The 21,365-nt window shown below is 30.7% G+C and carries 19 protein-coding genes; 13 read left to right on the top strand and 6 right to left on the bottom strand.

The features are described 5' to 3' along the window. Positions 1-2 precede the first annotated feature (2 nt). The 4 genes from ACVC3Y_RS02595 to ACVC3Y_RS02580 all read left to right on the top strand — a co-directional run bounded on the left by ACVC3Y_RS02595 (position 3) and on the right by ACVC3Y_RS02580 (position 5,290). Complete coding sequence (locus ACVC3Y_RS02595; RefSeq protein ID WP_452226071.1) at positions 3-1,235, top strand: M48 family metallopeptidase; 1,233 nt, start codon at positions 3-5, stop codon at positions 1,233-1,235. Positions 1,236-1,314: 79 nt separating this feature from the next. Beyond that, entirely contained in the window at positions 1,315-3,531 is a 2,217-nt protein-coding gene (locus ACVC3Y_RS02590) for a RelA/SpoT family protein (RefSeq protein ID WP_303425880.1), read from the top strand. 24 nt (positions 3,532-3,555) lie between these two features. Next, positions 3,556-4,008 (top strand): Fur family transcriptional regulator, encoded by a 453-nt coding sequence (locus tag ACVC3Y_RS02585; RefSeq protein WP_303425878.1) that lies wholly within the window; start codon positions 3,556-3,558, stop codon positions 4,006-4,008. 10 nt (positions 4,009-4,018) lie between these two features. Next, positions 4,019-5,290 (top strand): adenylosuccinate synthase, encoded by a 1,272-nt coding sequence (locus ACVC3Y_RS02580; RefSeq protein WP_303425876.1) that lies wholly within the window; start codon positions 4,019-4,021, stop codon positions 5,288-5,290. A 104-nt stretch (positions 5,291-5,394) separates the two neighbouring features. On the opposite strand, the gene ACVC3Y_RS02575 is transcribed toward ACVC3Y_RS02580, so the two are convergent. Continuing rightward, positions 5,395-6,210: a CBM96 family carbohydrate-binding protein gene (locus ACVC3Y_RS02575; RefSeq protein WP_452226026.1), complete on the bottom strand. Its 816-nt coding sequence runs from the start codon at positions 6,208-6,210 to the stop codon at positions 5,395-5,397. Between the two features lie 320 nt (positions 6,211-6,530). Here ACVC3Y_RS02575 and ACVC3Y_RS02570 point away from each other — a divergent pair, with 320 nt between their 5' ends. From ACVC3Y_RS02570 to ACVC3Y_RS02540, 7 genes are all read left to right on the top strand, one after another. Further along, positions 6,531-8,345, top strand: a complete 1,815-nt coding sequence (locus tag ACVC3Y_RS02570; protein ID WP_452226025.1) for an OstA-like protein — start codon at positions 6,531-6,533, stop codon at positions 8,343-8,345. Between the two features lie 49 nt (positions 8,346-8,394). Continuing rightward, positions 8,395-9,528, top strand: coding sequence for an aspartate aminotransferase family protein (locus ACVC3Y_RS02565; protein WP_407941826.1), 1,134 nt, complete (start codon positions 8,395-8,397; stop codon positions 9,526-9,528). Between the two features lie 138 nt (positions 9,529-9,666). Further along, the gene (locus ACVC3Y_RS02560; RefSeq protein WP_303425871.1) at positions 9,667-11,052 is read left to right on the top strand and encodes a tetratricopeptide repeat protein; all 1,386 of its coding nucleotides are present in this window, start codon (positions 9,667-9,669) and stop codon (positions 11,050-11,052) included. Between the two features lie 54 nt (positions 11,053-11,106). After that, positions 11,107-12,114, top strand: coding sequence for a DUF368 domain-containing protein (locus tag ACVC3Y_RS02555; protein ID WP_452226024.1), 1,008 nt, complete (start codon positions 11,107-11,109; stop codon positions 12,112-12,114). After that, complete coding sequence (locus tag ACVC3Y_RS02550; RefSeq protein ID WP_452226023.1) at positions 12,115-13,134, top strand: DUF368 domain-containing protein; 1,020 nt, start codon at positions 12,115-12,117, stop codon at positions 13,132-13,134. Beyond that, the gene (locus ACVC3Y_RS02545) at positions 13,127-13,861 is read left to right on the top strand and encodes a shikimate dehydrogenase family protein (protein ID WP_303425865.1); all 735 of its coding nucleotides are present in this window, start codon (positions 13,127-13,129) and stop codon (positions 13,859-13,861) included. The genes ACVC3Y_RS02550 and ACVC3Y_RS02545 overlap by 8 nt, the downstream gene beginning before the upstream one ends. Before the next feature lie 116 nt (positions 13,862-13,977). Continuing rightward, on the top strand, positions 13,978-15,900 hold the full coding sequence (locus tag ACVC3Y_RS02540) for a DUF349 domain-containing protein (RefSeq protein WP_452226022.1): 1,923 nt from the start codon (positions 13,978-13,980) through the stop codon (positions 15,898-15,900). A gap of 230 nt (positions 15,901-16,130) precedes the next feature. Here the strand turns inward: ACVC3Y_RS02540 and mazG are convergent, their stop codons facing one another. From mazG to ruvX, 5 genes are all read right to left on the bottom strand, one after another. Beyond that, positions 16,131-16,904 carry a nucleoside triphosphate pyrophosphohydrolase gene (gene mazG, locus ACVC3Y_RS02535; RefSeq protein ID WP_303425861.1) on the bottom strand — a complete coding sequence of 258 codons (774 nt, stop codon included), beginning with the start codon at positions 16,902-16,904 and terminating at the stop codon, positions 16,131-16,133. A gap of 78 nt (positions 16,905-16,982) precedes the next feature. Continuing rightward, the gene (locus tag ACVC3Y_RS02530) at positions 16,983-17,402 is read right to left on the bottom strand and encodes a DUF5606 family protein (protein ID WP_452226021.1); all 420 of its coding nucleotides are present in this window, start codon (positions 17,400-17,402) and stop codon (positions 16,983-16,985) included. Positions 17,403-17,458: 56 nt separating this feature from the next. Beyond that, positions 17,459-18,049 (bottom strand): peptide deformylase, encoded by a 591-nt coding sequence (def, locus tag ACVC3Y_RS02525; protein ID WP_303425857.1) that lies wholly within the window; start codon positions 18,047-18,049, stop codon positions 17,459-17,461. Positions 18,050-18,165: 116 nt separating this feature from the next. Next, the gene (locus ACVC3Y_RS02520; protein ID WP_303425856.1) at positions 18,166-18,744 is read right to left on the bottom strand and encodes a T9SS type A sorting domain-containing protein; all 579 of its coding nucleotides are present in this window, start codon (positions 18,742-18,744) and stop codon (positions 18,166-18,168) included. A 150-nt stretch (positions 18,745-18,894) separates the two neighbouring features. Next, a complete protein-coding gene (gene ruvX, locus ACVC3Y_RS02515; RefSeq protein WP_303425854.1) occupies positions 18,895-19,305 on the bottom strand; it encodes a Holliday junction resolvase RuvX in 411 nt (136 codons plus the stop codon). A gap of 203 nt (positions 19,306-19,508) precedes the next feature. On the opposite strand from ruvX, the gene ACVC3Y_RS02510 reads away from it, so the two are divergent. Both ACVC3Y_RS02510 and ACVC3Y_RS02505 read left to right on the top strand, forming a co-directional pair. Continuing rightward, a complete protein-coding gene (locus ACVC3Y_RS02510; RefSeq protein ID WP_303425853.1) occupies positions 19,509-20,324 on the top strand; it encodes a 2,3,4,5-tetrahydropyridine-2,6-dicarboxylate N-succinyltransferase in 816 nt (271 codons plus the stop codon). A 160-nt stretch (positions 20,325-20,484) separates the two neighbouring features. After that, complete coding sequence (locus tag ACVC3Y_RS02505) at positions 20,485-21,354, top strand: ATP-grasp fold amidoligase family protein (RefSeq protein WP_303425851.1); 870 nt, start codon at positions 20,485-20,487, stop codon at positions 21,352-21,354. The last annotated feature ends 11 nt before the right edge of the window (positions 21,355-21,365 follow it).

Below are 21,365 nucleotides of genomic sequence, written 5' to 3'. Positions count from 1 at the left end.
GCATGACACCTACTACTCTATTCTACATCATCATTGCAATTTTAATTATCGATTTTATTATTGATAAAACTCTAGACGCATTAAACGCCAAACGCTTTAAAGATACTGTTCCACAAGAACTTGAAGATGTTTATGATGCAACGGAGTATAAAAAATCACAAAACTACAAGCAGACAAATTATACATTCGGAATCTTAACCTCTTCGTTCTCTATTATTTTAACACTAAGCTTTTTATTTTTTGATGGTTTTGAAGCTATCGACAACCTTGCTAGAAGTTATTCTGAAAATCCAATTCTAATCGCATTAATTTTCTTCGCAATAATAATGATTGGAAGTGATATACTTACAACTCCATTTTCCTATTATAAGACTTTTGTAATTGAAGAAAAATTCGGATTTAATAAAACATCTAAGAAAACCTTTTGGCTAGATAAAATAAAAGGATGGTTCATGATGGCTTTTCTTGGTAGTATTATTCTTGCTGCTATCCTTTGGTTTTACCAAACCACAGGAAAACACTTTTGGTTATACGCTTGGGCTTTAGTTACAGCTTTTACGGTTTTCATGAATATGTTTTATGCCAAACTTATTGTCCCATTATTTAACAAGCAAACGCCTTTAGAAGCAGGAAGCCTTCGTGATAAAATTTCTGCCTATGCAAGAACCGTTGGTTTTACTTTAGATAAAATTTTTGTGATTGATGGCTCTAAACGAAGCACGAAAGCAAACGCGTATTTTTCAGGTTTTGGTAGCGAAAAACGCGTAACCTTATACGATACATTGATTAATGATCTAGACGAAGAAGAAATAGTAGCAGTACTGGCACACGAGATTGGTCATTACAAAAAAAAGCACATCATCTTCAATTTAACAGCATCGATTTTATTAACTGGGTTCACCCTTTTTATACTTTCCTTATTTATTTCAAAACCTATATTATCACAAGCTTTAGGCGTAGCAACTCCTAGTTTTCATATTGGTTTAATTGCTTTTGGTATATTATATAGTCCGCTTTCCGAAATAACAGGTTTATTAATGAATTGGTTTTCCCGAAAGTTTGAATACCAAGCAGATGATTATGCTAAAAACACCTATAAAGCAGAATCCTTAATTACATCGCTAAAAAAATTATCTAAAAACAGTTTAAGTAATTTAACACCTCATAAAGCGTATGTGTTTATGCATTATTCGCATCCTACTTTGTTGGAGAGAATTCAGAATTTAAAGAAATAATTTCTTTCAAAAAAATCTTCCCAAACTTTAAACAAAAAAGGGTTGTACATTAATTTTCTTTATACTATTTTTAATACTTATGACAGATGTAGAAATAGAACAAGAAAACGCAGCCATTACCAAAGCATATAAAGAATTGCTTAAAGTAAGCTACAGAACGCTTACTACCGAAGACAAAAAACTTATCCGAAAAGCTTTTGAAGTTGCTGTAGATGCACATAAAGAACAACGTAGAAAATCTGGTGAAGCTTATATTTTTCACCCTATAGCTGTTGCAAAAATTGTAGCACAAGAAATTGGCTTAGATGGCACTTCTATTGCTGCAGCACTACTTCATGATGTTGTGGAAGACAATGAAGATTATTCTATTCAAGATATCGAACAACTCTTTGGAGAGACGGTTGCCAAAATTGTAGATGGACTCACAAAAATTTCTTCGCTTAATAAAGATATGGATGTATCTATGCAAGCAGAAAACTTCCGAAAAATGCTACTCACACTTAATGATGATGTTCGTGTTATCATTATTAAAATAGCAGATAGGCTGCATAATATGCAAACTATGGAGTCTATGCGAGCAGATAAACAAGTAAAAATAGCAAGCGAAACACTATATATTTATGCACCTTTAGCACACCGAATTGGACTGTATAACATAAAAACAGAACTTGAAGATCTTGGATTAAAATACACCGAACCAGAAGTGTATAATGATATTTTGCTTAAAATGAAAGAAAGCAAAGAGGAACAAGATTTATACATCCAAGAATTTAATGATGTAATAAAAAACTCATTAGATAAAGAAAACCTTAATTATGACATAAAAGGAAGGCCCAAATCTATTTTCTCTATTCGAAGAAAAATAGTGAATCAAGGGGTTTCTTTCGATGAAGTTTACGATAAATTTGCTGTTCGTATTATTTATAAAAGCGATGCAGCAAACGAAAAATTTCTTGCTTGGAAAATCTATTCTATAGTAACCGATCATTTTAGACCAAATCCTACACGACTTCGAGATTGGATTTCCTCTCCAAAATCTACTGGTTACGAAGCTCTACACATTACTGTAATGGGACCAAAAGGACGTTGGGTAGAAGTACAAATACGTAGCGAGCGCATGAATGAAATAGCAGAAAAAGGCTATGCTGCACATTATAAATATAAAAACAAAAGTGAAAAAGAAGAAGATAGTTTAGACTCCTGGATTAACAAACTACAGGAAGCTTTAGAAAACCATGGAGCAAATGCCGTAGACTTTGTAGAGCAATTTAAACTCAACCTTTATTCTAAAGAAATATTTGTATTTACACCACAAGGAGATTTAAAATCCTTACCAAAAGGTGCTACTCCTTTAGACTTTGCCTTTAGTATTCACACCGAAGTTGGCATGAAAACAAGAGGCGCAAAAGTAAATGGAAAATTAGTGCCTTTAAGTCATGAGCTAAAAAGTGGAGATCAAGTAGATATATTAACTTCAGAAAGTGCAAAACCTAATCCGAACTGGTTAGATTATGCAACAACAGCAAGAGCTAGAAGCAAAATTAAAACTGCTTTAAAAGAAAGCACAAAATTGGTAGCAGAGGAAGGTAAAGAAATTTTAAGAAGAAAATTAAAACAACTTAAAATAACTTTAAACGAAAATTCCATAAACGAAATGGTAAGTTATTTTAAACTTAAAACAAGTTTAGATTTATTTTATCGCGTAGGTTCCGGCGCTATAGATAATATCATGCTAAAAGAATATGCTTCCTCCAGAAGCAATGCTTTTGTAAGTTATTTAAAGAATAAAATTTCTAGAAAAGCCAATTTAAGTAAAGAAGAAATTGAAAAAGACGAAATAACAAATAAATACGACTTACTCGTTTTTGGTAAAGAAGAAGAAAAACTGGATTATAAATTGGCAGTATGCTGTAATCCAATTCCTGGAGATCCCGTTTTTGGTTTTTTAACCGTTAATGAAGGTATTAAAGTACATAAAAAAAATTGCCCTAATGCAGTTAGTTTACAATCTAATTATGCATATAGAATTTTATCTGCAAAATGGATAGATTCTAGTCAACAAGAATTCTCTGCACAAATTATACTTTCTGGTATCGATAATTTAGGTTTAGTAAATAATATTACTAAATTAATATCGGCAAACATGCATGTTAATATGAAAAGCATTAGTTTTCAAAGTGATGATGGTATATTTTCTGGAAAAATCAATGTAGTAGTAAAAAACAAAAACTTATTAACAAAACTTATGAATAACCTTAAAAAAATTAATGGAATTGATAAGGTTAAAAGAGTATAAAAAGTGTAAATTTACGCCGAAATTATGAGTGTAAAAACAGATACAAAAAACCAAGAAATTGTAAAAAATGTATTCACAAAATTTCTAGAAAGTAAAGGGCATCGTAAAACGCCTGAGCGTTACGCTATTCTTCAAGAAATTTATAATAGTGATGTACATTTTGACATTGAGTCGCTATACCTAAACATGAAAAACAAAAAGTATCGTGTTAGTAGAGCCACTCTTTATAATACAATAGAATTACTTCTAGAATGTGCATTGGTGAGAAAACACCAGTTTGGACAAAGTCAGGCACACTATGAAAAATCTTATTTCGATAAACAACACGATCACGTAATTCTTACAGACACTGGAGAAGTTATCGAGTTTTGCGATCCTAGAATTCAATCTATCAAAAAAACAATTGAAGAAGTTTTTGATATTGAAATCAATAATCACTCGCTCTACTTTTACGGCACAAAAAAAGCAACTAAATAACTAAATTATAATGGCAGTAGATTTACTACTAGGTTTACAATGGGGAGACGAAGGCAAAGGAAAAATTGTCGATGTTTTAACCGCTAACTACAATATTATTGCACGTTTTCAAGGTGGTCCAAACGCTGGACACACACTAGAATTCGATGGTATAAAACACGTTTTAAGAACCATTCCTTCCGGGATTTTTCACGACGAATCTATAAATGTAATTGGTAACGGTGTAGTTATAGATCCTGTTGTTTTTGCAAAAGAATTAGAAGGTTTAGATCAATTTAATTTAGATTATAAAACCAAGCTTATCATTTCTAGAAAAGCACACGTAATTTTACCAACGCATAGACTTTTAGATGCAGCAAGTGAAGCTTCTAAAGGAAAAGCAAAAATTGGTTCTACCTTAAAAGGAATTGGACCAACATACATGGATAAAACGGGTAGAAACGGAATTCGTGTTGGCGATTTAGAACTAAGTGATTGGAAAGAAAAATACAGAGCTTTAGCAAACAAGCACGAAGCAATGATTGCCTTTTATAATGTAGATGTACAATATGACTTAGAAGAAATGGAAGCGGAATTTTTTGAATCTGTTGAAGTTTTAAAGTCTTTACAATTTATAGATTCTGAAGAATACTTATACCAAGCACAAAAATCTGGAAAAAGTATTCTTGCAGAAGGAGCACAAGGATCGCTATTAGATATCGATTTTGGAACCTATCCTTTTGTAACTTCAAGTAACACTACAGCAGCTGGAGCATGTACAGGCTTAGGTGTTGCTCCTAACCAAATTGGCGATGTGTATGGTATTTTTAAAGCCTACACTACAAGAGTTGGTTCTGGGCCATTCCCAACGGAGCTTTTTGATTCTGTTGGAGAAGACATGGCAAGAATTGGTCATGAATTTGGAGCAGTTACTGGAAGAGCTAGACGTTGTGGCTGGCTTGATTTAGTAGCGTTAAAATATGCTTGTCAAGTAAATGGTGTTACTAAATTAATGATGATGAAAGGCGACGTGCTTTCTGGTTTTAAAACCCTTAAAATTTGTACAGCATATAAATATAAAGGAGAAACGATTACACATTTACCTTACAATATAGAACCAGAAAATCTTACTCCTATTTATTCAGATTTTAAAGGATGGAAAGAAGATTTAACACAAATGACTAATAAAGAACAGTTTCCAAAAGAGCTAAATGAATATATTGCTTTTCTTGAAAAAGAATTAGAAATCCCTATCCATGTGGTTTCTGTTGGTCCAGATAGAAAACAGACTATTTTTATGTAGTTACATTATTGTATATTATTGCTTACCTAGAGAAGCAAACTTATAAAAAACAAAACCTGTCTATATATATACTAGACAGGTTTTTTTATTTAAAAAATTAAAGTTTATTTTTTAAGCATACTAAATGTTTTTTGTTGCATTCCATTTAAAACCTTTACATAATAAACTCCAGCTTCAAAAGCACTTAAATCTACATTTTCATTATAAATTTCTTGTTTTAACAATTGCCCAAGAGTATTATAAATATATACTGTAGTTCCTTCCGTAGAGAGTCCTTTTAAAAATATAGTATTAGTTGTTGGGTTTGGGTAAACAGCTATATTATTTACATCAGATTCTATTTCATTTTCTAAAGACAATGTTGGATCATTAATCACTAACCTTGGCTTATCTGCATTAGCAGCAGCAGTATCTGTACTATAAATAAAGCTAGCTAGATCTTCTTGATTAGAAACAAGTTTTATAGAAATCACTGTATCTCCATTTGTAATGTGATCAGAAACAACAGTAGTAAGATCAAATTCAATTACGTTGCCTACATTATTTGTTGTGGTTAAGGAAGCGCCAACAACTGCTGGTGCATTATTCCATTTTATACCTCCATTAGACCATGAATCATTTACTAAAAAAGCAGTATAATTTCTTGTTACAGCAGGACTACTCTCTAAAGTAAGTCTTAATTTTGCTGAAGTTACAGATGGTAAAGATGCTATATTAAATTTTAAATACGAATGCCTAACATGTGAAGTATTATCAGTATCAGTACTAATAATTAATCTTTTAGTTCCATAGTTTACACCTGGATTTGTGTTCCAAGTATAAGAATCTGCTGAAGCAATAATTGTTGTTTGAGAAAAACTAAGAACACTTTGCAAAATAAATAGTAAAAACAAAAATGGTTTTAATGAAATTATTTTCATGTTTTTTTGTGAAAAATTTAATTATTTAAACAAAAAAATAACATAAATATGATGTAAATCATTATAATAAAAAGAACAATAACAAAATTTCGATAAATTACATTTTAAACAGATAAAACCACCCTAATCATACGATTTCCGTAAGCTAATATAAAGAACACACCATATTTATATCGTACTACCTTTACGAGTATAGCCAAGCAATTTTATAAAAATCAAACCTATTTTATAAATACTAGAGAGATTTTTTACTATTAAAAAATTCTTAATCTATAATACCACATCATAATAATAGTTATTTTTACCACAAATTATAGATTTTGAAGCTAAAGCATATATATACACTCTTACTATTTTTTACATTTATTGTTGCACAAGCGCAACAGCAAATAGAAATTAAATACTCCGGTTTTTTAGAATTTAAAGAAGAAGACAGTCCTGGTTTAAAAATAATGACGCGTGATGATTCTGGTCAAATTCATATTGTACACGAAGGCGTAGACATGTGGTGTGATCAAGCACTACTCTATTCTAACGAGAATTTTGTAGAAGCCTACGGAAACGTAAAAATGGTACAAGGAGACAGTATCAATATGACTTCTAAATATGTAGAATATAGCGGCAAAACAAAACTAGCTTTTGCTAGCGGAGAGGTTATTTTAAAAGAACCAGCTTCTACATTAACAACAGATACTTTGTATTTTGATCGTGCTAAACAACAATCCTTTTACAAAAGCGGCGGAAAAGTAGTTCGAGATTCTTCAGGAACAATTACAAGTAAAATTGGCAGGTATTACATGAACGCTAAAAAATACCAATTTGTAAAAAAGGTAAAACTGGTAAATCCGGACTATACCATAGATACAGAACAATTAGATTTTTACACAGAAACCGGTCATGCATTCCTTTATGGGCCTTCAACAATAGTTACCGAAGACAGCAAAATATATTGTGAAAAAGGCTTCTACAATACAGAAACCAAACAAGGCTATGCGGTAAAAAAATCTAAAATAGATTACGAAAATCGCCTATTTGAAGGTGATAGTATGTACTTTGACAATAATAGAAGTTTTGCTTCGGCTACAAATAATATAAAAGTTACAGACACCATAAACAACAGTATTGTAAAAGGACATTATGCCGAAATTTACAAACTAAAAGATTCTGTTTTTATTACAAAACGTGCTTTAGCTATTTCGCTACAAGAAAATGATTCGGTGTATATACATGCAGACACGTTAATGGTTACTGGAAAAGCAGAAAACAGAATAACTAGAGCATTTAAAAACGCGAAGTTTTACAAATCGGATATGAGCGGAAAGGCAGATTCCATACACGCAAACCATCAAACAGGATTAACAGAACTTATCAATCTTTCTAACGTAAACTCTAAAGATGCTTTTGTAACCAAGAGGCAACCAGTTCTTTGGAATCTTGGCAACCAGATGACTGGAGATACCATTCAGCTTAAATCGAATCCTAAAACAGAAAAATTAGATTCCCTCATCGTTTTCGATAACGCTTTCATTATTAGCAAAGACACGCTAGGAGCCGGATTTAATCAAATTACAGGAAAAATACTAATCGGACTTTTTTCTGAAGAAAACACCTTAAAACAAGTAGACATTAACAAAAATGCAGAATCCATTTATTTCGCTAGAAATGATGAAAATGAATTAGTTGGAATAGACAAATCCAAATCCGGAAGCATTATGATGCTTTTTGCTAATGGGGAAATTGAAGAACTTCGAAAAATTAGACAAGTAGACGGAAAGACATATCCTGAATCCCAGTTTCCAAAAAACGTTAGAAAATTACGCGGTTTTGATTGGAGAGAAGAAGAAAGACCCAAAAGTGTAGAAGACTTATTTAGTGATGACCCACCTTTAAACCTCCCCATTATTAAAGGTTTAGAAGATTATGTTCCACAAGAAGACTTTTTTGATAAGGAAATGCTAGATAGAATAGAAAAAGCAGATGAAGCAGAAGCAAAAAAATCAAAAAAAACTATAGCAAGCCCTAAAGCTTCTAGAAATGTTCCTAATAAAAAATTAAAAAAAGGAGCTACACTTCCGCTAAACGTTGTAAAGAAAATACAACCACAATTAATAGAATCTAAAGAAGAAAAACATTAAAAAAGATTTCTTAACATACCAAGCACAAACGTCACCACATCCATTAGCAATGGAAATATCCCAAGCTAAAGGGTCCTACATCTACGACAGCAACAATAAAGCTTATTTAGATTTTGTTGCGGGTGTTTCTGCATGTACACTTGGGCATAAACACCCAAAAGTAATTGCTGCGCTTAAAGAACAAATAGACAAATATTTACATGTAATGGTTTATGGAGAATATATACAAAAACCAGCTGTAGAACTTACAAAACTTTTAGCAAAACACTTACCTAAATCTTTAGAAAAAACATACTTAACAAACTCTGGTACAGAAGCAATAGAAGGTGCGTTAAAATTAGCAAAACGAGCTACAGGAAGAAGCCAAATTATTGCTGCAAAAAAAGCATATCATGGCAATACAATGGGAGCAATGAGTGTTATGGGTTTTGAAGAACGCAAACAAGCATTTAGACCTTTACTTCCTGATGTTTCCTTTATTACATTTAATAATGAAGCACAACTAGAAAAAATCACCAATAAAACCGCATGTGTTATTTTAGAAACCATTCAAGGTGGGGCAGGTTTTATAGCACCAACAAATAACTATTTACAAAAAGTAGAAGCTCGTTGTAAAAAAGTAGGTGCACTTTTTATTTTAGACGAAATTCAACCTGGTGTTGGGCGCACTGGAAAATTATTCGGGTTTCAAAACTACAATTGCACTCCAGATATTTTAGTAACTGGAAAAGGACTTGGTGGCGGAATGCCAATTGGTGCATTTACAGCTTCAGCTGCACTTATGGATTTATTACAAGACAATCCAAAACTTGGACATATAACTACATTTGGTGGTCACCCTGTAATTGCTGCTGCTGCATTAGCAACTTTAAAAGAAGTAACCCAAAGCAATCTAATTGCATTAACTCTTGAAAAAGAAGCACTATTTAGAAAACATTTAGTACACCCACTAATTACAGAAATTAGAGGAAAAGGCTTAATGCTTGCTGCAATAACTTCTTCTGCAGAAATAACAAATCAAGTAATCTTACGTTCTCAAGATGCAGGATTAATTCTGTTTTGGCTACTTTTTGAACCAAAAGCAATCCGAATTACTCCACCTTTAACCATTTCTAACCAAGAAATTATTGAAGGTTGTGGCATTATTCTTGCTATTTTAAATACAATAGAACCAAACAAGTAATTCGTAACTTTCTGTTTATCAACAACAAACACCAACAAAAAGCACTGTTCATTACTTTGTTAAAAAGATTTAGCACATTTTACATTATTAGCTAATTAGAATAGTACATTTATTATAGAAGAACCATACTTATTGCCTATGGAGTTTAGTCAAAACGACAACAACAATTTACCACTTACTAAATTTGAATCGATGCTAAAAACAAACAATGTGTTGTTTTTCGATTCAGAGGAGTTCGAGAATATTATACACCACTACCTTAACCAAGGTAAGGTTGCTTTAGCAAAAAAAGCCATTAAATTAGGCCTTGAACAGCATCCTACCTCTATAAACTTAAGATTATTTAAAGTGGAAGTTTATATTTTTGAAAACGAATTAACGAAAGCAGATAAACTTTTAAATGAGCTTCATAATTTAGAACCTCAAAACGAAGAAATCTATATTCAAAAAGCTAATATTTTTTCTAAACAAGATAATCATGCAAAAGCTGTAGATGTATTAATAAGTGCATTAGAATTTGCAGATGAAACAACAGATTTATATTCTTTAATTGGTATGGAATATCTGTTTTTAGATAAATTTGAAGAAGCCAAACAAAACTTCATGAAATGCTTAGAACAAGACCTTGAAGATTATTCTGCACTATATAATATGATTTATTGTTTCGATTTTCTAGATGAAAATGATGAAGCAATCGCCTACCTAAATGACTATTTAAATAAGAATCCATACTGTGAAGTTGCTTGGCATCAATTAGGCAAACAATATTATACCACTAAAGAATACACTAAAGCTCTTGCCGCTTATGATTTTGCAATTATTTCGGACGATACATTTGTTGGCGCATATCTAGAAAAAGGAAAAGTTCTAGAAAAGCTAAAAAGATTTAATGATGCTATAGAAAGTTACACTTTATCTTTACAACTAGATGATCCTACCTCCTTTGCTTTATTACGCATTGCTCAATGTTATGAAAAATTAGGAAATAACGAATTAGCGGTTCAATATTTTTATAAAACGGTACATGAAGACCCATTATTAGATAAAGGATGGATTGCAATCACAAAGTTTTATAACAAAAAGAAAAACTACAATAAAGCTTTATACTATATAAATAAAGCTATAAATATAGACACAGAAAATGTGATCTATTGGAAACTATATGCTCAAATAAACCATCGCTTAAACTTTTTAGAAGAAGCAGAACGTGGATATAAAAAAGTATTAGAATTAGGGAATTACGAAGTAGACACTTGGATTACTCGAGGAGACATTCTTTTAAAACTTGGAGAAACCGAAGCCGCAATTTATAACTTTTTACAAGCAGTTGAATTTCATCCAGAAAACGCAGAATTAGAATACAGACTTGGTGGCCTATACTTTTTACAACATGAAACAGAAAAAGGAACCTTTCACTTAAAAAATGCAACGCGCTCAAATCCTGAATACGTTTTTATTATTGAAGAACTTTTCCCTAATGTTTTTAATAAGCCTATGGTGAAAAAGTTACTAAAATTAAAATAATGCAAAAATTGTCTTCTTAAAATATTACCTTTGGTTTAAGCAAAAAATCAAAGCATGCAAAGACGGTTTATAGACTACTTAATCATATCTTTTAAAGGAATTGCAATGGGTGCAGCAGATGCTGTTCCTGGTGTTTCAGGTGGCACAATAGCCTTTATTTCTGGAATTTACGAAGAGCTAATAACAACCATTAGCAATGTAAATCTAAACACACTTAAAATTTTAAAAACCGAAGGTATTTCTGCCTTTTGGCAAAAAGCAAATGGTAACTTTTTACTAGCACTGCTAATAGGAATGATCATCAGCTTTGCTTCTTTTATGAAGCTTGCTAAATATCTAATAGAACAACATCCTATCTTAATTTGGTCCTTCTTTTTTGGACTAATTATAGCTAGTATTCTTTTTATAGGTAAACAAATTACGAAATGGAACTTGGCTGCCATTTTAGCCGTAATAATTGGTGCAGTACTAGCCTTCTACATAACTTCTTTGCCATCTATGGCTAGCAGCAACAATCCTTACTTTTTATTTTTTGCTGGTGCAATTGCCATTTGCGCAATGATTTTACCAGGAATTTCGGGCTCATTTATTTTAGTAATTCTTGGTGCTTACAAAACTTTAAGTCTTGCAATCGATAGTTTAGATATCAAAAAAATAGCCATTTTCGCTTTTGGTGCAATTGTAGGGTTATTAAGTTTTTCACGTGTTTTAAAATGGTTATTTAAAAATTATCACAATATAACATTAGCAGTATTAACTGGTTTTATTTTTGGCTCGCTAAACAAGGTTTGGCCATGGAAAAAAACGGTCTCTGTTATGAGCGATACTACTGGTGAAATTATTCCATTTTCTAGTCTTAGTGATTTAGGAACTCTTTCTGTGTACCAAAAAACTATCCAAAATTTTGAGAGCTATAAAACAATTGTTGAAAAAAGTATTTTACCTTCTAATTTTTCAGAAATAAACCAGACAAATGCTCAATTATTAACAGCAGTTGCCTTAATGATCACTGGATTTTTAACCATTTTTATTCTAGAAAAAATAGGTAATAAAGTAAAATAAATGCAAAGTACTAGAACATTTACAGACAAAATATTTCTAGTCTTAAAAGGGTTAGGAATGGGAGCTGCGAACAAAGTTCCCGGTGTTTCTGGGGGTGTAGTTGCTTTTGTTGCTGGTTTCTATGAAGAGTTTATTTATTCACTTCAAAAAATAAATGGTAAAGCATTTAAGCTTTTTATTAATGGAAGATTTAAAAGTTTCTTTACCTACATTAATGGTCGATTTTTAAGTTTGTTATTCTTCGGAATGATTATAAGTTATTTTAGTATTTCAAAAATATTAGATTATTTAATTATCCATTACGAACTTTATGTTTGGAGTGTTTTTTTCGGAATGATAATAGGCTCCATATACTACATTAGTAAAGATTTTGAAGACTGGAATTACAAAACCTATCTTGCTCTATTTATCGGAATTACAATTGGTATTAGCATAAGTTTTTTAGATCCTGCTAAAGAAAACGACAATCTATGGTTTGTATTTATCTGCGGTATCATTAGTGTTTCGGGTATGACTCTCCCTGGTTTTTCTGGCTCTTTTATTCTAATTCTTTTAGGTAATTACGTATTACTTTTAGTAGATTCTGTAAACGCTTTATATGATAGTTTTGCAGATATGCTTAAAGGCGATTTTTCGTTTATGCAAAATTCAGAACGTCTAAGAATGTTAAAAGTACTTACTGTATTTACATTAGGATCTTTTGCTGGTTTAGTAACATTCTCGCATGTATTAAGTTATATATTAAAAAATTATAAAAGCATAACAACAGCTTCCATAATTGGTTTTATTGTTGGGTCTCTGGGTGTTGTTTGGCCTTTTAAAAAAACAGTCTATAAAACATATGAAGACGGTAGTTTTTTAACAGATTCTACAGGAACAAAAATTATAGAAAACTACAAGCGCTTTATACCAGAATTAAATCAAGAAACGTACCTTGCTATTCTATTTACAATACTAGGGATTGCTATCGTTTTAGCTATAGAATTCTACGGACAAAAAACAAGAAAAACAAATGCGTAAATTTGGATTAATAGGAAAAAACATCGATTACTCATTCTCGCAATCTTATTTTACTGCAAAGTTTAAAGCAGAAGAAATAACGGATGCCAACTACCAAAACTTTGACTTAGAAAGCATAACAGATTTCCCTTCACTTTTAGAAGATAGTAACATTAAAGGCTTTAATATTACTATTCCCTACAAAGAACTTATTATTCCGTATGTAGATAAATTAGATAAAAATGCTAAAAAAATTGGCGCAATAAACACCATAAAATTCACCAAAAAAGGCAAACTAAAAGGATACAACACAGACTACTATGGTTTTAAAAATTCCTTACTACCACATCTAAAACCACACCATACATCTGCACTAATTTTAGGCACTGGAGGCGCTAGCAAAGCGATAGCTTATGCCTTAAAAAAATTAAACATTTCTTATACCTATGTTTCTAGAAACGCAACAAAAGAGAATCAAATTTCTTACCAACAGCTAACAGAAACAATCCTAAAAAAGAATACTATAATAGTAAACTGTACACCATTAGGCACCTATCCAGACATAAAAGCGTGTCCAAATATTCCTTACCAAGCAATCACAGAAAAACACTTGCTTTTTGATCTTATTTATAATCCAGAAGAATCTACTTTTTTAAAGTATGGAAAGCAAAAAAAAGCAACCATAATTAATGGCTACAAAATGCTACAATTACAAGCAGAAAAATCTTGGCAAATCTGGAACAAGTAATGAATACGAATACTCCTTAAAATTCATTTAGTTAATACTAGCTTCTTTTTTGAAAATATAAGCCTTGTTTAGTATCTTTAACGCTAGAGTACTTTTACGAACCAATCATTTTTATAATGTCAGAGAAAGATAACCTGCTACAAGCAGACGGAAAACAAGAAAATCAGTCTACAGAAAATTCTACTACAACAGAAGAAAACCATGTAACGATACCAACAGAAAATCAGGACACGCAAGAAAATCAGGATGAAGTTTTAAATGAAATTGAAGCTGTAAACGCTGAAGATGCTGAAGACGAAGACACAAAAGACAGACATGAGATAGAGGTAAAAGACTATCATGCTATGGATTTAGAAGGCTTAACTGCAGAACTTGAAAAATTGGTTACAAATGAAAAAGTGCAAGCCATAAAAAAACATGTTGAAGACATAAGAGCAGAGTTTAAAGCCAAATTCAACACACTTTTAGACGAAAAGAAGGAAGAGTTTTTAAATGAAGGTGGCAATGAAATCGATTTTCATTACTCAAACCCTATTCATAAACAATTTAAAGAAACCTATTTTGTATATCGCGACAAATTAAATGCTCACTACAAAAGCATTGAAAAAAGCCATAAAGATAATCTAGCAGAACGATTACGTATTATAGAAGAAATTAAAGGTTTAATTAATGTTGAAGAAAATATTAATACCACCTATAACCATTTTAAAGAACTGCAAGAACAATGGAGAAATGCAGGATCAATACCAAGAGATAAATACAATAATGCTTGGAATACCTATCATCATCATGTAGAAATTTTTTATGATTTTTTACATTTAAATAGAGATTTACGTGATTTAGACTTTAAACATAATTTAGATAAAAAGCTTAAAATTATTGAAAGAGCAGAAGAACTTGCACAAGACGATAATTTAAATCGTGCTTTTAGAGAACTTCAGGTATTACACAAACTCTGGAAAGAAGATTTAGGACCTGTTGCAAAAGAACATAGAGACGATATTTGGAATAGATTTAAAGCTGCTACCAAAATTATTCATGATAAACGTCAAGATTATTTTAAAGACTTAGACAAGATTTACGAATTAAATTTAGAAACCAAACATGCTATTATTGCCAAAATTGAAAGCATTTCTAAACAGCCAGTAAAATCACATAGCGCTTGGCAAGGCAAAATAAAAGAAATAGAAGCATTACGGAAAGAGTTTTTTAGCGCAGGAAAAGTTCCTGTAAAAGTAAACGAAGCAACTTGGTCTAAATTTAAAGATGTAGTTAGAGACTTTAATAGAAACAAAAATGCTTTTTATAAAGATTTAAAAAAAGAACAACATACCAATCTAGATAAAAAACTAGCTTTAATTAAAATTGCTGAGGACAATAAGGATAACGATGATTTTGAAACGACCACTCCTTTAATGAAAAAAATTCAAGAGGAATGGAAAAACATTGGTCATGTACCGAGAAGAGATAGTGATAAAATATGGAAACAATTTAAAAGTGCTTGCAATCATTATTTTAATAAGTTTCATGCGATAAAGGATGCAGAAAACAAAGAAGGCTTCGAGGTTTACAATAAAAAGAAAGAGCTATTAGAAACCATGAAGTCATTAGAAATGACTGGTGAAAATGATAAAGACTTAAAAAGTATAAAAGATCATATTGCACAATGGAAAGCCTTAGGTAGCGTACCACCAAACAAACGCTATATAGAAGGAAAATTTAGTAAAACTTTAGACTCTTTATTTGATGCACTTAAAATGGATAAAGCGGAAGCTGAAATGATGAAGTTTGAAAACAAATTAGAAAACTTAAGTAACGCTAAAGACAGTAGATTTTTAGATAATGAGCGCTCCTTTATTAGAAAGAAAATTGACGAAGTAAAAGGAGAAATTAATCAATTAGAAAATAATCTTCAGTTTTTCACCAATGTTAAAGACGATAATCCTTTAGTTAAAGAAGTCCATAAAAATATAAACAAGCATAAAGAATCTTTAGAGCTTTGGAAAAATAAACTTCGTAAAATCAAAGAACTTTACTAAATTACAAGGCATTATATAAAAACTAAATCCTATTTGAATAACTAAAATTCAAATAGGATTAGTTCCTAACTAAACTAACTAAACTGTTATTTTTTACTACTAAAAAATAACATTGATAATAGAATGACACTTTTAAGAATTTGATCTGCTATTAACCTACTCATGAAAGTAGTGCCATTTGTAGTATATACGGTAGAAAATTAATTTTGGATTATATTAATAAAAAAAAACTATATTTTTTTTGCTTCTTCCCAAAAAACATCCATTTCTGCAAGCGTCATATCCTTTAAATTTTTATTCAAAGACTTCGCTTTTTCTTCTAAATACTGAAAACGTTTAATAAACTTTTTATTAGTACGCTCTAATGCATTCTCTGGGTTTATATTTAAAAATCTAGCATAATTTATCATTGAAAATAAAACATCCCCAAATTCACTTTCCATAGCCTCTTGGTTTTCTGCTTTTACTTCCTCTTGAAATTCATGAAGCTCCTCTTCTACTTTTTCCCAAACTTGGCTTGGTTGCTCCCAATCAAATCCCACACCAGCAACTTTATCTTGAATTCTATTTGCTTTTACTAGAGCTGGCAAACTTTTTGGAACGCCTTCAAGCACACTATTTTTTCCTTCTTTAAGTTTTAAGTTTTCCCAATTTCGTTTTACATCCGCTTCATTTTCTACTTTAACATCTCCATAAATATGTGGATGTCTATGTATTAATTTATCGCAAATTTCATTACAAACATCTGCTATATCAAAGGCTTTGGTTTCACTCCCAATCTTTGCATAAAAAACAATATGTAATAATACGTCTCCTAATTCCTTTTTTACTTCTTCTAAATCTTTATCTAAAATAGCATCTCCTAATTCATAGGTTTCTTCAATAGTTAAATGACGTAGAGTCTCCATAGTCTGTTTTTTATCCCATGGGCATTGTTCGCGTAATTCGTCCATAATAGTTAATAATCTATCAAAGGCTTTCAATTGGTTGTCTCTAGAATTCATATATCGCGTTTTGGTAAATTTACAAACAAAAAATCCAACTACATAAGTTGGATTTTTTTAATATTTTAATTGAGAATGTTATTCTTCTTCCTCCGAAGAAGCTTCTGCTTTATCAAAGTCTAACATATCATGCTTTTCTAATAAGTTATACCATTGAATGATTTTTTTAATATCACTAGCATATACTCTATCTTCATCATAATCTGGTAATACTTCAAAAAAGTATTCTTCTAACTTATCTTTACTTTCTTTATGACTAATAGAAGTTGCTTTACCGTTTTCTTTTTCTTTTATTTTATTAAAAACCTCTCTTAAAGGTAATTCTTCTTGCAGTGTATACACCGCTATTTCACTTAAAATACTAACGTTATGTTGCATATTTACAGAAATCTTTTTCTTATCTAATAAAGATTCTGCAATAAAGCCACCACGTGTTTGTGCAATTAATTTATATAATCCTGGTCTTCCAGAAATGGATAATACTTTTTCTAAGCTCATATACTTATTTTTTTAAAGATGGCAAATATCAAATGTTTGCCATTGCAAAACAAATTTTATCGTTTCTTTTTTTGGTTAGGAAATCGCATTTTATAATCTACTCCTATTTTTCCTTTAGATATGTTTGTTAGCTTTCCTTTAATTAAACGTTTTTTTAATGAAGATAGTTTGTCTGTAAATAAAATACCTTCAATATGATCATACTCATGCTGAATAACACGAGCTATTAAACCATCGTATGTTTCGGTATGTTTTTCAAAGTTTTCATCGAAATACTCGATAGTAATCTCTGGTTTTCTAAAGACGTCTTCTCGTACATCAGGAATACTTAAACAACCTTCATTAAAAGCCCATTCATCTCCTTTTTCTTCTAAAATCTTTGCATTTATAAAGGTTTTTTTAAACCCTTTAAATTGTTCCTGTTCTTCTTTAGAAAAAGATTCGTCTTCGGCAAAAGGTTCTGCATCTACTAAAAACATACGAATTGGTAATCCAATTTGTGGAGCTGCTAAACCTAGACCCAAAGCGCCATACATCGTTTCGTACATATTAGAAATTAACTCGTCTAATTTTGGGTAATCTTTAGTAATGTCTGTTGCTGTTTTTTTTAAAACAGGATCTCCATAAGCTACAATAGGTAATATCATGAGGTATTTTAAATAATTTCATGCAAAAATACAATACTTACTTAACTACTTGGCTAAAAAGTATAAAAAAACTCCTTAAAATTTAAGGAGTTTTTTAGGTAATAGAAGTAATTATACTAATTCATAATAATTATTTTCCTAGTAATTGTTGCTAAATCTGTAACAATTTGTGCTATATAAATACCGTTTTCTAAATTAGAAACATCTACAGATAGCTGGTTTAAATGTGACTTATTAGTACTTAGCATTTTCTTTCCTGTAACATTATACACTTCTACTTTTACAGAAGTATTTACACCTATTTCAATATGTAAGTTATCGCCACGTGTAACTGGATTAGGATATACTTTTAGCATGGATTTAAAAATTAATTCAAATTCTTCTGCAGATAATGTTCCACCTGAATATTCACAAATAGAAAAACCAAAGTCTACAGCTATATTTTCTGTATCGGCTAATGATGATCCAGAAGACAATTCATAAACAGATAATTGATCTTGACAAGATGTTTGTGTAAAGGTGGAGGACTCAACGGTCACTGTTGTTGGTCTATCGACACAATTTGAAGATCCTGCTTCATATATAAAATATAGATTAGAAGGAGTTGCATATCCCGTTGGAGGACAAAATTGTGCGTGAATTTGTGTAAACGAGAATAATGCCAATACAAGCATTGTAAAGTAGTGATTTTTCATAAGTTAATAAATTTGGGTTGCAACAAATATATACGCACAAACTTATAACTATCTAATTTTTAGACAACTGAATAAAAATTCTCGTTAAATGAATTTTTTTTGCTTTTTTAATCGATAAAATACATACTAAACGATTAAAAAAAGTAAAATCTATTTTGAATACAGATAACTTTGTAAAATAATAGTAGCACTAATCTCATCAACTAATGCTTTATTCTTACGCTTTTTTTTAGATAAACCAGAATCTATCATTGTTTGAAAAGCCATTTTAGAAGTAAAGCGTTCATCTACACGCTGCATCGGCATCTCGGGAAAAGCAATAGTGAATTTTTTAATAAAAGCTTGAATTGCGACTTCACTTTCAGAAACCTCATTATTCATTTGCTTAGGCTCACCTATTAGAATTAGCTCTACTTTTTCTAAAGAAAAATAGTCTTTTAAAAAAGTAATTAACTCTTTAGTATCTATTGTAGTTAAACCAGAAGCAATAATTTGCAATTCGTCTGTTACTGCTATTCCTGTTCTTTTGGTACCAAAGTCTAATGCTAAAATTCTTGCCATACACATTCTCAAAAAAGGAGAGTTATTTTAATAAGTTATTATTATTATTTTACAAAAATAAGGCTAATTTTATTGTTTTGGTATTTATACTATATTTTTAATACAACCTTTTATATAAACCAATTATAGATTTATCTTTGCAGAACTAAAATTTGAAACAATAGCAGTTTTCGTATTAATGAAAATGCAAATATATAATAGCAATGAAAGAATTACAACAGCTAATTGAAACAGCTTGGAACAACAGAGATTTATTAAAAGAACCACAAACTATTTCTGCAATTAAGGAGGTTGTAAACCTTTTAGATTTAGGGAAACTTAGAGTAGCAGAACCAACTACAGATGGTTGGCAAGTAAATGAATGGGTAAAAAAAGCAGTAGTTTTATATTTTCCTATTCAAAAAATGGAAACCCTTGAGGTTGGTATTTTCGAGTATCATGATAAAATACCACTAAAAACAGGATATGCAGAAAAAGGAATTCGTGTAGTACCAAATGCAGTTGCTAGACATGGAGCATATATTTCTCCTGGAACCATTTTAATGCCAAGTTACGTTAATATTGGAGCATATGTAGACGAAGGAACAATGGTAGACACATGGGCAACTGTTGGTAGTTGTGCGCAAATTGGCAAGAATGTACATCTTTCTGGTGGTGTTGGTATTGGTGGTGTTTTAGAACCTTTACAAGCTGCACCTGTTGTTATTGAAGATGGAGCTTTTATAGGTTCACGTTGTATTGTGGTAGAAGGTGTTCGCGTAGAAAAAGAAGCGGTTTTAGGTGCTAATGTGGTACTAACTATGAGTACTAAAATTATAGACGTAACTGGAGATGAACCGATAGAAACCAAAGGAGTTGTACCAGCGCGTTCTGTTGTAATTCCTGGAAGTTACACTAAGAAATTTGCTGCAGGAGAATTTCAAGTACCTTGTGCTTTAATTATAGGCAAACGTAAAGAGAGTACAGATAAGAAGACTTCTTTAAATGATGCTTTACGTGAATATGATGTAGCTGTTTAAAAACAAACAAAAATTTAATTATAAACCGCTTTGAAATTTCATTGCGGTTTTTTTATAAAAACACTTCTTATAAAAGCTTTTTACTTTTACTATATTTGTTGAAACCTAAAAATTAATGATTAAGAGTATTCGTAAATTTACATTAAGAACGCTTAGAAAAATGCGATTTCTACCCTCTAAATTATATGTAAAATACCATTATGAATACTTTTCAGGAAAAAAATTAAATTTAGAAAACCCGATTGAGTTTAATGCTAAAATTGAATGGTACAAGGTTTTTTATCGTCCAAAAATACTAACACTACTAGCAGATAAACATGCTGTTAGATCTTATGTTGAAAAAAAAATTGGCGCACAATATCTTAATGAACTTTATGCTGTTTATGATAACGTTAATAACATAGATTTTAATAAATTACCAAACAAATTTGTAGTTAAAGCTAATCATACCAACAACCATAATTTAATTGTTACCAATAAAAATAAGCTAGATACTAAAAAAGCAAAAAATCTATTTAACAAATGGTTAAGTAAAAACCAATACTACCGAAAAGGTCAAGAATGGGCTTATAAGGACATAAAGCCTAAAATTATAATTGAAAAATTCTTAAAAGAAAATAACAAAAACTCATTAGTAGATTATAAATTTTATTGCTTTAACGGAAAACCAAAGTTTATTGATGTGCATATAGATAGAGATGAAGACCATAAACAAGGTTGTTTTGATTTAGAATTTAATATATTACCCTTTGGTAAAAGTAAAAACTACAAAAGCATTTCTTCTGATATAGAAAAACCTAGCAATCTTCAAGAAATGGCAATGCTTTCTGAAAAATTAGCAGACAAATTACCCTTCGTTCGTGTAGATTTTTATTCGATAAACGGAAAATCTATTTTTGGGGAAATGACCTTTTACCCATCAGATGCAAGAAAAGAGTTTTATCCTGAAGCATACAATAAAATCATAGGAGATTATTTTATACTACCAAAACAAGAAAATAAAAACCACGTTATTACCAAAGTAAATTAATTTTACTTTTA

The sequence above is a fragment of the Lacinutrix cladophorae genome (assembly GCF_053604645.1).
This window is presented reverse-complemented; position numbering and strand designations above follow the sequence as displayed.

Excerpts from the sequence above, each read along its gene's own strand:
- ACVC3Y_RS02595 (WP_452226071.1), top strand. The coding sequence starts at position 3 with ATGACACCTACTACTCTATTCTACATCATCATTGCAATTTTAATTATC.
- ACVC3Y_RS02590 (WP_303425880.1), top strand. The coding sequence starts at position 1,315 with ATGACAGATGTAGAAATAGAACAAGAAAACGCAGCCATTACCAAAGCA.
- ACVC3Y_RS02585 (WP_303425878.1), top strand. The coding sequence starts at position 3,556 with ATGAGTGTAAAAACAGATACAAAAAACCAAGAAATTGTAAAAAATGTA.
- ACVC3Y_RS02580 (WP_303425876.1), top strand. The coding sequence starts at position 4,019 with ATGGCAGTAGATTTACTACTAGGTTTACAATGGGGAGACGAAGGCAAA.
- ACVC3Y_RS02575 (WP_452226026.1), bottom strand. The coding sequence starts at position 6,210 with ATGAAAATAATTTCATTAAAACCATTTTTGTTTTTACTATTTATTTTG.
- ACVC3Y_RS02565 (WP_407941826.1), top strand. The coding sequence starts at position 8,395 with ATGGAAATATCCCAAGCTAAAGGGTCCTACATCTACGACAGCAACAAT.
- ACVC3Y_RS02560 (WP_303425871.1), top strand. The coding sequence starts at position 9,667 with ATGGAGTTTAGTCAAAACGACAACAACAATTTACCACTTACTAAATTT.
- ACVC3Y_RS02555 (WP_452226024.1), top strand. The coding sequence starts at position 11,107 with ATGCAAAGACGGTTTATAGACTACTTAATCATATCTTTTAAAGGAATT.
- ACVC3Y_RS02550 (WP_452226023.1), top strand. The coding sequence starts at position 12,115 with ATGCAAAGTACTAGAACATTTACAGACAAAATATTTCTAGTCTTAAAA.
- ACVC3Y_RS02545 (WP_303425865.1), top strand. The coding sequence starts at position 13,127 with ATGCGTAAATTTGGATTAATAGGAAAAAACATCGATTACTCATTCTCG.
- ACVC3Y_RS02540 (WP_452226022.1), top strand. The coding sequence starts at position 13,978 with ATGTCAGAGAAAGATAACCTGCTACAAGCAGACGGAAAACAAGAAAAT.
- mazG (WP_303425861.1), bottom strand. The coding sequence starts at position 16,904 with ATGAATTCTAGAGACAACCAATTGAAAGCCTTTGATAGATTATTAACT.
- ACVC3Y_RS02530 (WP_452226021.1), bottom strand. The coding sequence starts at position 17,402 with ATGAGCTTAGAAAAAGTATTATCCATTTCTGGAAGACCAGGATTATAT.
- def (WP_303425857.1), bottom strand. The coding sequence starts at position 18,049 with ATGATATTACCTATTGTAGCTTATGGAGATCCTGTTTTAAAAAAAACA.
- ACVC3Y_RS02520 (WP_303425856.1), bottom strand. The coding sequence starts at position 18,744 with ATGAAAAATCACTACTTTACAATGCTTGTATTGGCATTATTCTCGTTT.
- ruvX (WP_303425854.1), bottom strand. The coding sequence starts at position 19,305 with ATGGCAAGAATTTTAGCATTAGACTTTGGTACCAAAAGAACAGGAATA.
- ACVC3Y_RS02510 (WP_303425853.1), top strand. The coding sequence starts at position 19,509 with ATGAAAGAATTACAACAGCTAATTGAAACAGCTTGGAACAACAGAGAT.
- ACVC3Y_RS02505 (WP_303425851.1), top strand. The coding sequence starts at position 20,485 with ATGCGATTTCTACCCTCTAAATTATATGTAAAATACCATTATGAATAC.